The organism is Streptomyces sp. NPDC048106 (assembly GCF_040706415.1).
Lineage (GTDB): Bacteria > Actinomycetota > Actinomycetes > Streptomycetales > Streptomycetaceae > Streptomyces.
Genome location: NZ_JBEZND010000001.1, coordinates 420588 through 435026, shown reverse-complemented (window position 1 = coordinate 435026; position 14439 = coordinate 420588). Strand labels below are relative to the sequence as shown.

14 protein-coding genes are annotated in these 14439 nt (G+C 71.2%); 8 read left to right on the top strand and 6 right to left on the bottom strand.

Annotated elements, in window-relative coordinates:
- Positions 1-51 precede the first annotated feature (51 nt).
- The gene (locus AB0927_RS01950) at positions 52-246 is read right to left on the bottom strand and encodes a hypothetical protein (RefSeq protein WP_366665496.1); all 195 of its coding nucleotides are present in this window, start codon (positions 244-246) and stop codon (positions 52-54) included.
- A gap of 440 nt (positions 247-686) precedes the next feature.
- On the opposite strand from AB0927_RS01950, the gene AB0927_RS01945 reads away from it, so the two are divergent.
- Complete coding sequence (locus AB0927_RS01945; protein ID WP_366665494.1) at positions 687-1874, top strand: acyltransferase family protein; 1188 nt, start codon at positions 687-689, stop codon at positions 1872-1874.
- A 15-nt stretch (positions 1875-1889) separates the two neighbouring features.
- Here AB0927_RS01945 and AB0927_RS01940 read toward each other — a convergent pair whose 3' ends face one another.
- The 4 genes from AB0927_RS01940 to AB0927_RS01925 all read right to left on the bottom strand — a co-directional run bounded on the left by AB0927_RS01940 (position 1890) and on the right by AB0927_RS01925 (position 5124).
- Positions 1890-2339, bottom strand: a complete 450-nt coding sequence (locus AB0927_RS01940; protein WP_366665493.1) for an HD domain-containing protein — start codon at positions 2337-2339, stop codon at positions 1890-1892.
- A gap of 24 nt (positions 2340-2363) precedes the next feature.
- Positions 2364-3536 carry a PP2C family protein-serine/threonine phosphatase gene (locus AB0927_RS01935; RefSeq protein ID WP_366665492.1) on the bottom strand — a complete coding sequence of 391 codons (1173 nt, stop codon included), beginning with the start codon at positions 3534-3536 and terminating at the stop codon, positions 2364-2366.
- A 125-nt stretch (positions 3537-3661) separates the two neighbouring features.
- On the bottom strand, positions 3662-4471 hold the full coding sequence (locus tag AB0927_RS01930; RefSeq protein ID WP_366665491.1) for a DNA-formamidopyrimidine glycosylase family protein: 810 nt from the start codon (positions 4469-4471) through the stop codon (positions 3662-3664).
- Positions 4472-4638: 167 nt separating this feature from the next.
- Positions 4639-5124: a ribose-5-phosphate isomerase gene (locus AB0927_RS01925; protein WP_366665490.1), complete on the bottom strand. Its 486-nt coding sequence runs from the start codon at positions 5122-5124 to the stop codon at positions 4639-4641.
- A 320-nt stretch (positions 5125-5444) separates the two neighbouring features.
- Here AB0927_RS01925 and AB0927_RS01920 point away from each other — a divergent pair, with 320 nt between their 5' ends.
- On the top strand, positions 5445-6872 hold the full coding sequence (locus AB0927_RS01920; RefSeq protein ID WP_366665489.1) for an amino acid permease: 1428 nt from the start codon (positions 5445-5447) through the stop codon (positions 6870-6872).
- 84 nt (positions 6873-6956) lie between these two features.
- Here AB0927_RS01920 and AB0927_RS01915 read toward each other — a convergent pair whose 3' ends face one another.
- Entirely contained in the window at positions 6957-7538 is a 582-nt protein-coding gene (locus tag AB0927_RS01915; RefSeq protein ID WP_366665488.1) for a biotin transporter BioY, read from the bottom strand.
- 477 nt (positions 7539-8015) lie between these two features.
- Between AB0927_RS01915 and AB0927_RS01910 the strand changes: the two genes are divergently transcribed.
- From AB0927_RS01910 to AB0927_RS01885, 6 genes are all read left to right on the top strand, one after another.
- On the top strand, positions 8016-9215 hold the full coding sequence (locus tag AB0927_RS01910) for an ROK family transcriptional regulator (protein ID WP_366665487.1): 1200 nt from the start codon (positions 8016-8018) through the stop codon (positions 9213-9215).
- Positions 9216-9518: 303 nt separating this feature from the next.
- Positions 9519-10565: an ABC transporter substrate-binding protein gene (locus AB0927_RS01905; RefSeq protein ID WP_366665486.1), complete on the top strand. Its 1047-nt coding sequence runs from the start codon at positions 9519-9521 to the stop codon at positions 10563-10565.
- A gap of 53 nt (positions 10566-10618) precedes the next feature.
- Entirely contained in the window at positions 10619-11413 is a 795-nt protein-coding gene (locus AB0927_RS01900; protein WP_366665542.1) for an ABC transporter permease, read from the top strand.
- Positions 11389-12126 carry an ABC transporter ATP-binding protein gene (locus AB0927_RS01895; RefSeq protein WP_366665485.1) on the top strand — a complete coding sequence of 246 codons (738 nt, stop codon included), beginning with the start codon at positions 11389-11391 and terminating at the stop codon, positions 12124-12126. The genes AB0927_RS01900 and AB0927_RS01895 overlap by 25 nt, the downstream gene beginning before the upstream one ends.
- A complete protein-coding gene (locus tag AB0927_RS01890) occupies positions 12123-13460 on the top strand; it encodes an LLM class flavin-dependent oxidoreductase (RefSeq protein ID WP_366665484.1) in 1338 nt (445 codons plus the stop codon). The genes AB0927_RS01895 and AB0927_RS01890 overlap by 4 nt, the downstream gene beginning before the upstream one ends.
- Positions 13461-13482: 22 nt before the next feature.
- Complete coding sequence (locus AB0927_RS01885; RefSeq protein WP_366665483.1) at positions 13483-14409, top strand: TauD/TfdA family dioxygenase; 927 nt, start codon at positions 13483-13485, stop codon at positions 14407-14409.
- Positions 14410-14439 lie beyond the last annotated feature (30 nt).

Below are 14439 nucleotides of genomic sequence, written 5' to 3'. Positions count from 1 at the left end.
CTTCCATAAGCCACCGGCTCTTCCACGAGCCGCCGGCCGCGAGCGAGCGGGTCAGAACTTGATCGAGTCGATCGAGTCCGCTATCGAGGTCAGGAACCGGTTGATGGACGGCGCCATGCCGGTGGACGCGAGGAAGAAGCCGAAGAGGATCGCGACGATGGCCGGTCCCGGCTTGATGTTCCCCCCTCTTATGAGCACCACCAGGACGATCGCCAGCATCAGCGCCACGGATACTGAAATGACCACGACAGATCACACCCTCGGTCGGTCCCTGCTCCCGGCCCGGGGGTACGGCCCGCACCCCCGCCAGAACCATCGTGCCACCAACGGGCCTGGTCCATGCGGCCGCTGACGGGATGTCGGACGGGCCGCCCCGGCGCGGGCGATGTACCGCACTGCAATTCGAAGGACATCCGCGCGGGACTCCGACCGTAATTACGCGAGTTCGTTTCCGTGTCCACACATCTCCCGTGCATGTAATTCAAATTGATGACACCGAGTTGCGGTATGCCCCAATTATTGGGGATGAATCGGGACATCAGGGGCCAACGGTGGACCTCTGTGTGTGCATCATCACGTGTACGGGGGAGGCAAGTTCGGCAAATCACCGGGCATACGAAGGTGATAACCAGGAATGACTAGGGGGGGTTTTACGGAATCCCGCCGACGACGCTAGGGTGCCTGAGATGTTTGACGCCGCCTCGTCCCCCGGCCAGAACCCACGGCCGCTCCCCCCGGCACAGCCGCCGGCGGACGGAGTGCCCGGACCGCGTGCCCCGCAGCGTGCGCAGGAGGAGCAGCCAAAGGCGGGCAGACCCGGTAAACAGCGCGACCCGTTCTTCGACAACGCAAAGTACCTGGCGATCGCACTGGTGGCGATCGGGCACTCCTGGTCTCCGCTGAAGACCGACAACCGGGTCCTCGAAGACCTGTACAACGTCGTCTACACCTTCCACATGCCGGCCTTCATCGTCATCTCCGGCTATTTCTCCCGCAGTTTCGACATGCGCCCGGACCGGCTGAAGCGCCTGGTCACCGGCGTCGTGGTGCCCTATGTGCTGTTCCAGCTCGCCTATTCGCTGTTCAAGCGGTACGCGGGCCACATCGACGGCCCGATCAACCTCTTCTCGCCGTACTACCTGACGTGGTTCCTGCTCGCGCTGTTCGCGTGGCGGCTGACCAGCCCCCTGTGGAAGCTGGTGCGCTGGCCGCTGCCGATCGCGCTCGGGCTCGCCATGCTGAGCTCGGTCACCCCCGGGGTCGACCGCAGCCTGGACTTCGGCCGCATCCTGCAGTTCCTGCCGTGTTTCGTCCTCGGACTGCTGCTGAAGCCGGAACACTTCCAGCTGATGCGCACGCGCCGGATGCGGATCCTGTCACTGCCGGTGTTCGCGGCGGCGCTGGTCATCGGCTGGTGGACCGCGCCGCACATGAACGACAACTGGTTCTTCCGGCAGAACTCCGCGCAGGAGCTCGGCGCCCCGTGGTGGATCGGGCCGCTGATGACGCTGGCCATGTTCGGCTGCGCCATGCTGCTCACCGCCTGCTTCCTGGCCTGGGTGCCGGGCCGCCGCACGTGGTTCACCGCGCTCGGCGCGGGCACGCTGTACGGCTATCTGCTGCACGGCTTCGTGATCAAGAGCGTGCTCTTCCTGGGCGGGTTCGACATCGCCGAGCGGTACGGGAACTACGGCTCGGCCGTCGTCACCGTCCTCGCGGTGGCCACCGTCACCGTGCTGTGCACCAAGCCGGTGCAGCGGGTCTTCCGCTTCGCCATGGAGCCGAAGATGGCGTGGGCGTTCGTACAGGACGCGGGCGAACAGGCCCGCGAGCGGCAGCGGAAGGAACGCGAGCCGGTGAAGGCGAGCGTCTGACGCCGGGAGCCCCGGTCACGCGTCGAGACCGAGGAGTGCGCGCATCCGCGCGTACTTCTCGGTCAGTCGTCCGCGGGTCGGTTCGTCCAGTACGGCCAGTCGCTCCGGGTCGGCGTTGTGCGCCAGGTCCGCCTCCTTCACCAGCAGGGCGCCCGGGGTGTCGAGGATGCGCCGGGCGTACGCCGCCGGCTCCTCCCCCGCCCGCTTCGTGACGGCGTCCACGATGGCCTTGGTGCGCGGGGTGAGCGCGGCCCCCGCCAGCCAGGCGCGGCTCACCGCGTCGTCCTCCACGGCGTCGTGCAGCCAGGCCGCCGCGATCTGCTCGGCGTCGCCCCCGCGGTCGCGCACGCCCCCGGCGACGGCGGCGAGGTGTTCGGCGTACGGCCGGCCCGCCTTGTCGGTCTGCCCCTGGTGCGCGGCGCGGGCGAGGGCCTCGACGTCGGCGAGGGTCAACGGGCGTGTCATGCGGCACCCTTCGGAAGGCGTCCGTCAGCGGGCGTGGGCCGAGGCCTCACGGCAGATCAGCAGCAGGGCGCGGTCGTCGTTGACGTCCTTGGCGACGGCCTCGATGAGGTGCCAGGCGGCGCCGTGGAAACCGCCGGCGACGTAGCGGTCGGCCTCGCCGGTGAGGCGGTCGATGCCCTCCACGATGTCCCGGTCGGAGGTCTCCACCAGGCCGTCGGTGAACAGCATCAGGACGTCGCCGGGCCGCAGCGAGCCCTTGACGGAGTCGAACTGGGCGCCGTCGTAGACCCCGAGGAGCGGTCCCTCGGCGGACTTCTCCTCCCAGCGGCCGCTGCCCGCGCTGAGCTGGAGGCCGGGCGGGTGGCCCGCGGAGTACAGCTCGTAGTCCCCGGAGTCGAGGTCCAGGACGAGGTGGATGGAGGTGGCGAAGCCCTCGTCCCAGTCCTGGCGGAGCAGATAGCCGTTGGCGGCGGGCAGGAAGGCGTGCGGGGGCAGGGAGCCGAGCAGGCCGCCGAAGGCGCCCGACAGCAGCAGGGCGCGGGAGCCGGCGTCCATGCCCTTGCCGGAGACGTCGGTGAGGACGACCTCCAGGGTGCGGCCGCCGTTGGTGCGGGCGGCCACCACGAAGTCGCCGGAGAAGGACTGGCCGCCGGCGGGCCGCAGCGCCATCTCGTGGTGCCAGCCCTGGGGCAGTTTGGGCAGGGTGCTCTGCACCCTGATCCGCTCGCGCAGGTCGAACAGCATGGTGCCGCCGCGCCGCCAGGGCACGCCGACGCGGCTGCGGAACTGGGCGGTGAGCAGGCCGAAGAAGCCGCAGGCGGCCACCACCAGGACGACGCCCGGGGTGACGCGGGAGGGGCCTTCGGTGTACGGGCCGAGGCGTACCGACTCCACGATCAGCGCGGTGGCCGCCGTCGCGTACAGGCCGAGCAGGCTGGCCGGGCGCAGCAGCAGTCCGCCGGCGACGATCGGCAGCACGAGCATGGCCGGGGAGCACCACACGGAGTCGAACAGGGTCAGGGCCGCGAGGACCGGGATGGTGAGCAGGAGTCCGGCGAAGGCGATCCAGTCGGAGCCGTCGCCGCGGAAGTAGTCGACGGCGCTTCGGCGCAGGCCGACGCGGGCCCGGTGCCACTGCATCTTCCACCGGGCCGTGAACGTGTCGGCCTTCGCGCGCGTCTCTCGTCCTGCTGCCATTAGTTCGGGACCCTATCCATCGCACCGGCCGCTTGGCACGGGAGGTCCTGCTTGTCCCCCGTGCGGGGCTCGGGTTCACAGGTTCGCTCAGGCGCCGGATTTCCGTAAACCCACCCGAAGGAGTGTCAGTGCTTCTGGCAGGTGGGGCACCAGAAGAGGTTGCGGGCGGCGAGGCCGGCGGTGCGGATGTCGTCGCCGCAGACGTGGCAGGGCCGGGCGGCCCGGCGGTAGACGTAGACCTCGCCGCCGTGGTCGTCCACGCGGGGCGGGCGGCCCATGGCCTCGGGGGTGTGTTCCGGTCGTACGGTGTCGATCCGGTTGTTCCGGACGCCCTCGCGCATCAGCGTGACGAGGTCCTGCCACAAGGCGTCCCACTCGGCGGGGGTGATGTCGCGGCCGGTGCGGTAGGGGTCGATCCCGTGCCGGAAGAGGACCTCGGCGCGGTAGACGTTGCCGACGCCGGCCACGATCTTCTGGTCCATGAGCAGGGCGGCGATCGTCGTCCGGCTGCGGGCGATCCTCCGGTACGCCGCCGCGGGGTCGGCGTCCTCGCGAAGCGGGTCGGGGCCGAGGCGGGCGTGGACGGCGTGCTTCTCGTCGTCGGTGATCAGGGCGCAGGTGGTGGGGCCGCGGAGGTCGACGTAGGCAGTGTCGGTGGCGAGGCGGAGGCGGACGGTGTCGGTGGGCGGGGGCGCGGGGGCGTCCCCGAAGCCGACCTTGCCGAACAGGCCGAGGTGGATGTGGACCCAGTCGACGTCCCGGAACCGCAGGAACAGGTGCTTGCCGTGGGCCTCGGTGGCGGTCAGCTCGGAGCGGTCCAGGAGGGCGGCGGCGTCGGAGAACTTGCCCTGGGGGCTGGTGACGCGGGGGGCGGTGCCCCGGAAGCGGGCGGCGTAGTCCTGCGCCAGCCGATGAATGGTGTGCCCTTCCGGCACGGCGGGCCGTCCTTTCCGGTCCTTTCCCGCCCGCCCTCGGTGACGGGGCGGGCCTGACCCCTTCAGCGTAGGCACGCCCGCCGGCGTGCCTGCCCACAACCGGCCACGTACGACGCCCGCCCGCCGGCCGAGCGGGTCGGCCTGCGGGCGGGCGGAAGGGGCGGGCGCTACTGCTGGGGGTGGTGGGGCGGGATCGGGGGGAGGTCGCCCGTGGATTCGTAGGCGGCCAGCATGTCGATGCGGCGGATGTGACGCTCGTCACCGGAGAAGGGGGTGGCGAGGAACGTCTCGACGAACTTGGTCGCCTCCTCGGTGCTGTGCATGCGCGCACCGACGGCCACCACGTTGGCGTTGTTGTGCTGGCGGCCCAGCTTCGCCGTCTCCTCGCTCCAGGCCAGCGCCGCGCGCACGCCCTTCACCTTGTTCGCGGCGATCTGCTCGCCGTTGCCCGAGCCGCCGATCACGATGCCGAGGGCGTCGGCGTCGGCGGCCGTGCGCTCGGCGGCGCGCAGGCAGAAGGGCGGGTAGTCGTCCTGGGCGTCGTAGATGTGCGGCCCGCAGTCGACGGGCTCGTGCCCCGCCGCCTTGAGCCACTCGACGAGGTGGTTCTTGAGTTCGAAGCCCGCATGGTCGGAGCCGAGGTACACGCGCATGAGACGAGTGTGACACGGGGGATTCGGGGCAGCAGTCCCGGGTCCACGGCATCCGGCGGGCATCGCGTCAAGGCTTCCGGGGGTGACTCATACGACATGCCCGCGGCTACGGATTTCGTCGTCAAATGTGAGCCCGGCCATAGAAGCTCAAGGGAACCTCAAGTAACAATCCGGAATCAGAGGTTCCCGAATTCGTTCGCCTCGGATTCACTGGACCGACTCGTACACCCGCTCGTACGAATCCCGTACCGGACCCCACAACGGCACCCCCGTTTCCCGTGCGAGACCCCCCCTTTCCACAGGCGCAAAGGAATCCGTCCATGACCCCACCTGGTTCCGGACTTCAAGCAGGCCTCAAGAACCGACACCTGACGATGATCGCCATCGGCGGTGTGATCGGCGCCGGACTCTTCGTCGGCTCCAGCTCCGGCATCGCCGCGGCCGGACCGGGCATCCTGCTGTCCTACGCCCTCGTCGGCACGCTCGTCGTCCTCGTGATGCGCATGCTGGGCGAGATGTCGGCCGCCAACCCGACCTCCGGCTCCTTCTCCGCGCACGCCGACCGCGCGCTCGGCCGCTGGGCCGGTTTCTCCATCGGCTGGCTGTACTGGTTCTTCTGGGTCGTCGTGCTCGCCGTCGAAGGAACGGCAGGTGCCAAGATCCTGGCAGGCTGGGTCCCGGCGGTGCCGCAGTGGGGCTGGGCCCTCATCGTGATGCTGGTGCTGACCGCTTCGAACCTCGTCTCGGTCGGTTCCTACGGTGAGTTCGAGTTCTGGTTCGCCGGCATCAAGGTCGTGGCGATCGCCGCGTTCATCGTCGTCGGCCTGCTCGCGATCTTCGGCGTGCTGCCGGGCGCGCACACGGACACGGCGTCCTTCGCCAACCTGACCAACCACGGCGGATTCCTGCCACACGGTCCGGGCTCGATCCTCACCGGTGTGCTGCTGGTCGTCTTCTCCTTCATGGGCAGCGAGATCGCCACCCTGGCGGCCGGTGAGTCGGAGGACCCGCAGCGCGCGGTCACCAAGGCCACCAACAGCATCATCTGGCGTATCGGCGTCTTCTACCTCGGCTCGATCCTCATCGTGATCGCGCTGCTGCCGTGGAACAACCCGTCCCTGGTGAAGGACGGCTCGTATGTCGCCGCGCTGGACTCCCTCGGCATCGCGCACGCCGGCCAGATCATGAACGTCATCGTGCTGACGGCGGTCCTGTCCTGTCTCAACTCCGGCCTGTACACGGCCTCCCGCATGGCCTTCTCGCTCGGCCAGCGCGGTGACGCCCCGAAGTCGTTCGCCCGTACCAACGCGCGCGGTGTGCCGCAGGCGGCGATCCTCGCGTCGGTCGTCTTCGGCTTCGTGGCGGTCTTCTTCAACTACGAGTACCCCAAGACCGTCTTCCTCTTCCTGGTCAACTCCAGCGGTGCGGTGGCCCTGTTCGTATGGCTGGTCATCTGCCTCTCGCAGCTTCGGATGCGCCGGATCATCCAGCGCGAGGCGCCGGAGAAGCTGGTCGTGAAGATGTGGCTGTACCCCTACCTGACCTGGGCCACGGCCGCGCTGATCGTCTTCGTCCTGGGCTACATGCTCACCGACACGAAGGGCGAGAGCAGCGGCTTCAAGACCGTGATGCTGTCGCTGGGCGTGGCGGCGGTCGTGATCGTCATCTCCCTGATCAAGCAGAAGGTCACGGGCAACCGCCCGGCCCCGGCCGCCGAGGCCGCGGAGGACCCGGTCTCCATCGGCTGAGCCACGCCTTCACCCGGACAAACGGCCGCGGGGCCTGACGAACTTCGTCAGGCCCCGCGGCCGTTGTGGTGTGCCGGTCGAGAACTAGCGCTTGCCGGCGAACTTCCACGCGGTCGGCAGCAGGCCCATCGCGAGGGCGGCCTTGAGGGCGTCGCCGATCAGGAACGGGACGAGGCCGGCCGCGACCGCCTGGCCGAGGGAGAGGTGGGCGGCGAGGGCGAGGTAGGGGACGCCGACGGCGTAGATGACGGCCGAACCGAGGATCATCGTGCCCGCCATGCGCAGCGGGGAGCGGTCGGCGCCGCGGCGGGCGAGGGCGCCCACGGCCGCGGAGGCGAGCAGCATGCCGAGGACGTAGCCGAAGGAGACCGCGCCGGTGCCGGAGTCGCCGCCCGCGAACCACGGCACGCCGACCATGCCGGCCACCGCGTACAGGGCGAGGGAGAGGAAGCCGCGGCGGGCGCCGAGCGCGGTGCCCACCAGCAGCGCGGCGAAGGTCTGCCCGGTCACCGGCACCGGCGAGCCGGGCACGGGCACCGACACCTGGGCGGCGAGCCCGGTGAGCGCGGCACCGCCGAGCACGAGGGCGGCGTCGCGGACACGGGACGCGGGCAGCAGGTCGGCGAGGACGGCACCCGGACGGGCGCTGACGGTGGCGGTGCTCATGGGGACTCCGCGGGGGTGAAGGGGACAGGTGGCAACATCGCGACGCTATACCGGCGCCCCGAATCCGATCACCGTCAGCGCTCGACAAAGGGTTGATCGGCCGCTTGGTGGGCTCCGCACAAAGACCTCCACTTACACCGGGTACGGCGTGACGACGGTCACTGAGGTGACGTGCTCCAGCCGACTCAGGGGACCGGTGCCGCGCTTGTAGGGATCCACCAAAGGGGCAACGGCGGCTGGTGCGGTGACCGGTGGCCGTCTCGGTCGGTGGGCGCGGGGTGGGCAGCGGCGGGGCCCTTTGCTAGCTTCGAACACATGGTTGCCCAGGCCCGGTACCTCACGTCGCGTCGCCATGTCGACCTGCGGCGGCAGGGCGCGGCCACCTGTCGGCCCTCGCGATAGGGGCGGGCCGCCCGGCGCGCCTCGTCCTTTCCGGTCTTTCCGATGTACCGGCTCCGGTCCCGAGGACGGTTCTCCATGCCCCGTACTGCGGCATCCACTCTCGTCTCACCCGTGCCGCGTGCCGCCGAGCGCGACCGGCGGCGCACCAGTGCCAGCGCGGTGCTGCGGTCCGTGCTGGAGCACGGCCCGGTGGCGCGCAGTACGGTGGCGCGCCTGACCGGGCTTTCGCCCGCGTCGGTGACCGAGCACTGCGCGCGGCTCGCCGGCCTCGGGCTGATCCGGGAGTCGCCGGTGCCGCGCCGGTCGGGCGGGGTGGGCCGGCCGCATGTGCCGGTCGAGCTGGACGACGCCCGGTTCGTGGTCGGCGGGGTGCATGTGGCGGTGCGGTACACCACGGTGGCGCTGCTGGATCTGCGCGGGCGGGTGGTGGCCCGGCGCGAGCTGAAGCACGAACGGACCGAGCCCGCACGGGTTTTGGCGCGGGCCGCCGAGGGGCTCGCCGCGTTGCTCGGCGAGGCGCCGGGACGGCGGCCGCTGGGGGTCGGGGTCGCGGTCGGCGGCTGGGTGGACCGGGAGACGGGCACCGTGGTGGCGCACGAGCTGCTGGGCTGGCGGGAGGTGCCGGTGCGGGAGCTGCTCGCCGCCCGCACCGGTCTGCCGGTCGAAGTCGACGGCCACGCACGGGCGTTGGTGAACGGGGAGCGGCTGTTCGGGCGCGCGCGGGGCAGCCGGAGCGTGCTGCACCTGTTCGTGGGCAACGTGGTCGACGCGGCGTTCGCCACCCATGACGAGGTGCACCACGGTCCCCGGTCCGCGGCCGGCGCCATCGCGCATCTGCCGGTGCCGGGCGGCACCGAGCCGTGCCCGTGCGGTCGTACCGGCTGCCTCCAGGCGGAGCTGGGGGAACGGACGCTGTGCCGCAGGGCGCGGGAGGCCGGGGTCGTCGACTCGGCCAATCCGATGCACGTGGTGGCCGCGGCGGCGGCCGGGGACGCGGCGGCCCGGCGGCTGCTGGTGGAGCGGGCGCGGGCGACGGGGCGGGCGGCCGCCCTGCTGCTGGATGTGCTCAACCCGGAGACGGTCGTGGTCACCGAGGTCGGCGTCATGCACTTCGAGGAATGCCTCGACGCGCTGCGGGAAGCGGCCGGGCAATCCCGGTCCGCGGCGGTGATGCCGACGAGTTTCCCGGATTCCGTGCTCGCGGTGGCGGGCGGTTCGGTGCTGCTCGACGCATTGTTCCGGGATCCTCTGGGCGCCTCACCTGAGGGTATTTAATTCAGAAACTCGGAATGTTGACAGCGGCCGCTCCGGGCGACGAACATGCTGGTCATGAACCTCCTCACGAGCTGTCGCACCGGCTGTCGCGCCCTCTGTTGCTGACACGTTGCCGCGCGTGAAGCGCGTGTTTCCGTGAGTTTCCGAGCGTTTCCCCGCACGGCCGTGTGTTTCCCCGCATTTCCCTGTGCTTCCGCGCGTTTCCGCGTGTTCCCACGGCTTTGCTCCATGCGACTCCCTACTCCCCCTTTCCCTTCCCGGATTCCCTCCTGCCTTCCGATTCTTTTCCTCCCGGGAGACCCCATGCACCGTCGTCTCTTTCTCACCTCCCTGCTGGGCGCGTCCGCCGCCGTCGCCGGTCTCGACGGCTGCGTCAAGGACGTGGCCGCCGCCGGCACCCAGGGCGCCGCCGCCACCCGGCCGCTCGCGGCCAAGGTTCCGACCGGGACCAGCCTGAAGATCACCTCGTACCAGGGTGTGGAGCAACTCCAGTTCAGACTGGGGAAGTTCCCCGCCCTGCCGTTCACCGTGTCCGACTGGGTGAACATCGGCGCGGGGCCCGATGTCATCAACGCCTTCCGCGCCAGGTCCCTGGACGTCGCCAACAACGCGGGCATCCCGCCGATCCAGGCGCAGTTCCAGGGCCTCGCGGCGAAGATCGTGGCGATCGAGCTGACCCGCAAGCCGAACTACCTGTTCGCGACGCGGCCGGGCAGCGACATCCACACCACGGCCGACTTCAAGGGCAAGCGGCTCGCCTTCTCGCAGGGGCAGGCACAGGGCGTGGTCCTGCTGCGCGCCCTGAAGCAGGCGGGCCTGGCCTACGGCGAGGTGCGGCTGGTGCCGCTGACCAGCAACCAGTTCCTGACCGCCCTCCAGTCCGGCCAGGTGGACGTGGCGCCGCTCGCCAACAGCCAGGCGCCCGCCTATCTCAAGCAGTACGCGGCGAAGGGCGCCCGCACCGTCGCCACCGACGTGGTCGACCTGCTCAACCTGCTCTGGGCGCCGCAGGCCGTGCTGAACGACCCCGCCAAGGCCGCCGCGATCGCCGCGTACATCCCGCAGTGGGCCCGGGGCCAGGTGTGGCAGTACGAGCATCCGGACGCCTGGAACGAGGAGTTCTACGTCAAGACGCAGAACCTGACCCTCGCGCAGGCGGAGTCCATCACCGCGCTGGCCAACAAGCCGCTGTTCCCGCCCCGTTGGGACGAGGCGATCAAGTGGGAGCAGGAGACCGCCGACCTGCTCGCCGAGGGCGGCTTCGTGAAGAAGACGGACGTGTCCGCCCTGTTCGACCACCGCTTCGAGCCGATCGCCGCCAGGGCCGTACCCGAGGAGTACCGGAGGTGACCGCCGTGACCACCACGACGCCGACCGCCGCGCCCGCCCCCGAGGCAGGCGCGCTGCCCCCGGTCCGCCGGCGGCGCCGCCTCTCCCCGGGGCGCCGGCTGCCCGCCGCCCGGCTGGCCGGCCCCCTGCTGGTGCTGGCCGTCTGGGCCGTCGCCTCGGCCGCCGGGCGACTCGACCCGGCCGCGATCCCCGCGCCCTGGACGGTGCTGCGGACCCTCGGCCATCTGTGGACGGACGGCACGCTGCCCACCGACGTGCTGACCTCGCTGCGCCGGGCGGGGTACGGCTTCGCGATCGGGCTGGTCGCCGGGGTGCTGCTGGCGCTGGTGTCCGGGCTCAGCCGCACCGGGGAGGCACTGGTCGACGGGACCGTGCAGCTCAACCGGGCGATCCCGACGCTCGGGCTGATCCCGCTGTTCATCCTCTGGCTGGGCATCGGGGAGACCTTCAAGATCGCCATCATCGCGATCGTCGTCTACATCCCGGTCTACCTCAACACGCACGCCGCGCTGGCCGGCATCGACAGCCGCTTCGTCGAACTGGCCGAAGCGCACGGCCTGTCGCGGCTCGGGTTCATCCGGCACGTGGTGATCCCGGGGGCGTTGCCCGGGTTCTTCGTGGGGCTGCGGCTCGGGGTGACCGGCTCCTGGCTGGGCCTGGTGGTGCTGGAGCAGATCAACGCCACCAGCGGGCTCGGCTACCTGATGTTCCAGGCGCAGAACTACGGCCGCACCGACACCATCCTCGTCGGCCTGCTGATCTACGGCGTGTTCGGCCTGGTCTCGGACAGCGCGGTCCGTCTGATCGAACGGAGGGTGCTGTCATGGCGCCGCACACTGAACAGCTGACCCGGCCCGCCGCCGTACGACTGCGCTCGCTGCGCCGGTCGTTCGGCGACCGTACGGTCCTCGACGACATCGATCTCGAACTGCCCGCCGGACAGTTCACGGCCCTGCTCGGGCACTCCGGGTCCGGCAAGTCCACCCTGCTGCGGGCGGTCGCCGGGCTCGACCACGGGGTGGCCGGGTCCGGGCAGGTCTCGGCGCCGAGCCGGGTATCGGTGGTGTTCCAGGACTCCCGGCTGCTGCCGTGGCGCCGGGTGCTGGACAACGTGCTGCTGGGGCTGGACGGCAAGGACGCGGCGGAACGCGGCCGGGCCGCCCTCGCCGAGGTCGGCCTCAAGGGGCGGGAGCGGGCCTGGCCGGGCGAGCTGTCCGGCGGCGAGGCACAGCGCGCCGCCCTCGCCCGCGCTCTGGTGCGCGAGCCCGAACTCCTGCTGGCGGACGAGCCGTTCGGCGCCCTGGACGCGCTGACCCGGATCCGGATGCACCATCTGCTGCGCGAGCTGTGGGAGCGGCACCGGCCCTCCGTGCTGCTCGTCACCCACGACGTGGACGAGGCGATCGTGCTCGCCGACCGGGTCCTCGTCCTGGAGCGGGGCCGCATCGGCCTCGATCTGACCATCGACCGTCCCCACCCGCGCTCCTACCGGGAGCCGGTGCTGGGCGAGTACCGGGAGCGCCTGCTCGCCGCCCTCGGTGTCACGGAGGACCACCGATGACCACGCGCCGACTCCATCTGAACGCGTTCCTGATGAACACCGGCCACCACGAGGCCTCCTGGCGGCTGCCGGAGAGCGATCCGTACGCGCACACCGACCTGGGGCACTACGTACGGCTCGCGCGGACCGCCGAACGCGGCACCTTCGACAGCCTGTTCCTCGCCGACAGCCCCCAGTTGTGGAGCAACCTCGGCCAGCGTCCGGCCGGTTCCCTGGAGCCGCTGACCCTGCTGACCGCGCTGGCGACGGCCACCGAGCACATCGGTCTGATCGCCACCGCCTCCACCTCCTACAACTCCCCCTACAACCTGGCCCGCAGGTTCGCCTCGCTGGACATCGTGAGCGGCGGCCGGGCGGGCTGGAACATCGTCACCACCGCCGGTGCGGAGGCGGCCCGCAACTTCGGCCTGGAGCACGAGCCCGCGCACGCCGAGCGGTATTCGCGTGCCGCCGAGTTCCTGGACGTGGCGCTGAAGCTGTGGGACAGCTGGGAGGACGACGCGGTCGTCGCCGACAAGGCGGCCGGGGTCTGGGGCGACGACCACAAGATCCATCCGGCCCGGCACGAGGGGCCGTACTTCAGCGTCGCGGGCGCCCTCAACGTGCCGCGTTCCCCGCAGGGTTACCCGCTGCTGGTGCAGGCGGGCTCCTCGGCGGACGGCAAGGCGTTCGCGGCGCGGTACGCGGAGGCGGTGTTCACCGCGCAGCAGACCCTCGCCGACGCGCAGGCCTTCTACGCGGACATCAAGCACCGCACGCGGGGGGCCGGCCGCGACCCCGAGCACCTCAAGGTGCTGCCCGGGATCGTGCCCGTACTCGGCTCGACGGAGGCCGAGGCGCGGGCGAACGAGCGGGTCCTGGAGGACCACATCGTGCCCGAGCACGGGCGCGGGCGCCTGGAGCGGCTGCTGGGGCTCGCGCCCGGCTCGCTGGAGCTGGACCAGGAGCTGCCGGCCGGCCTGCCGCCGGAGTCCGCCGTCGAGGGCGCCCGGAGCCGGTACGCGCTGGTGGTGCGGCTGGCCCGGCGCGAGCGGCTCACCGTGCGGCAGCTGATCGGCCGGCTCGGCGGCGGGCGCGGGCACCAGACCTTCGCCGGGACGCCCGAGCAGGTCGCCGACCGGATCGGGACCTGGTTCGGCCAGGGCGCGGCCGACGGCTTCAACATCATGCCGCCGGTGCTGCCCTCGGGCCTGGACGCCTTCGTGGAGCACGTCGTACCGATCCTGCGCGCCCGGGGCCTGTTCCGCGAGGAGTACGGCCCCCGCCGCACCCTGCGCGAGCGCTACGGCCTGCCGCGCCCCGCGAACCAGTACCTGTCCCCCGTCTTCGCCTGACCCTTCCCTGAGAGGAACCCCCATGTCCCTGGAGATCACCAAGATCACCGCGCGCATCGGCGCCCGCGTCTCGGGCGTCGACCTCACCCGGCCGCTCACCGGGGAGGAGGTGGCCGGCATCCGCGAGGCGCTGAACGTGCACAAGGCGCTGGTCTTCGCCGCCGAGGGCCTGGACGACGCGGGCCAGCAGTCCTTCGCCCGGCACTTCGGCGAGCTGACCACCGCCCACCCGACGGTCGGCGCCGTCGACGGCGCCCCGAACGTGCTGCCCGTGGACAGCGAGCGGGGCCGCGCCAACCACTGGCACACGGACGTCACCTTCGTCCTCACCCCGCCCCAGGCCAGCACCCTGCGCTCGCTCACGATCCCGCCGTACGGCGGCGAGACCCTGATCGCCAACGCCGCGGCCGCCTACCGCGACCTGCCCGAGCCGCTGCGCCGCTTCGCCGACACGCTGTGGGCCGAGCACACCAACGACTACGACTACGCCGTGCCGGACGAGGCGATCGACGCGGCGGAGGCCGCCCGCCGCACCCAGTTCGTCTCCATCAAGTACCGCACCGTCCACCCGGTGGTCCGCGTCCACCCGCTGACCGGGGAGCGCGGGCTGTTCATCGGCGGGTTCGCGCAGCGGATCGTGGGGCTGTCGGCCGGCGAGTCCCGCAAGATCCTGGATCTGCTCCAGGCGTACGTGACCCGCCCGGAGAACGTCCTGCGCCATCGCTGGGCGGAGCGGGAGCTGGTCCTGTTCGACAACCGGATCACCCAGCACTACGCCATCGACAACTACGACGGGCTGCCGCGCCGGCTGCACCGGGTGACCGTCGCCGGTGACGTGCCGGCCGGCAGCGAGGGCAAGGAGAGCTACTCCATCGAGGGCGACGCGTCGCACTACTCCCCCGTCCCCGCGCCCGCGCACACCGCCGCGCGCGCCACCGTCACGGCGTAACCGGAATCTCACTCTCCGGTTGTCGGGTGT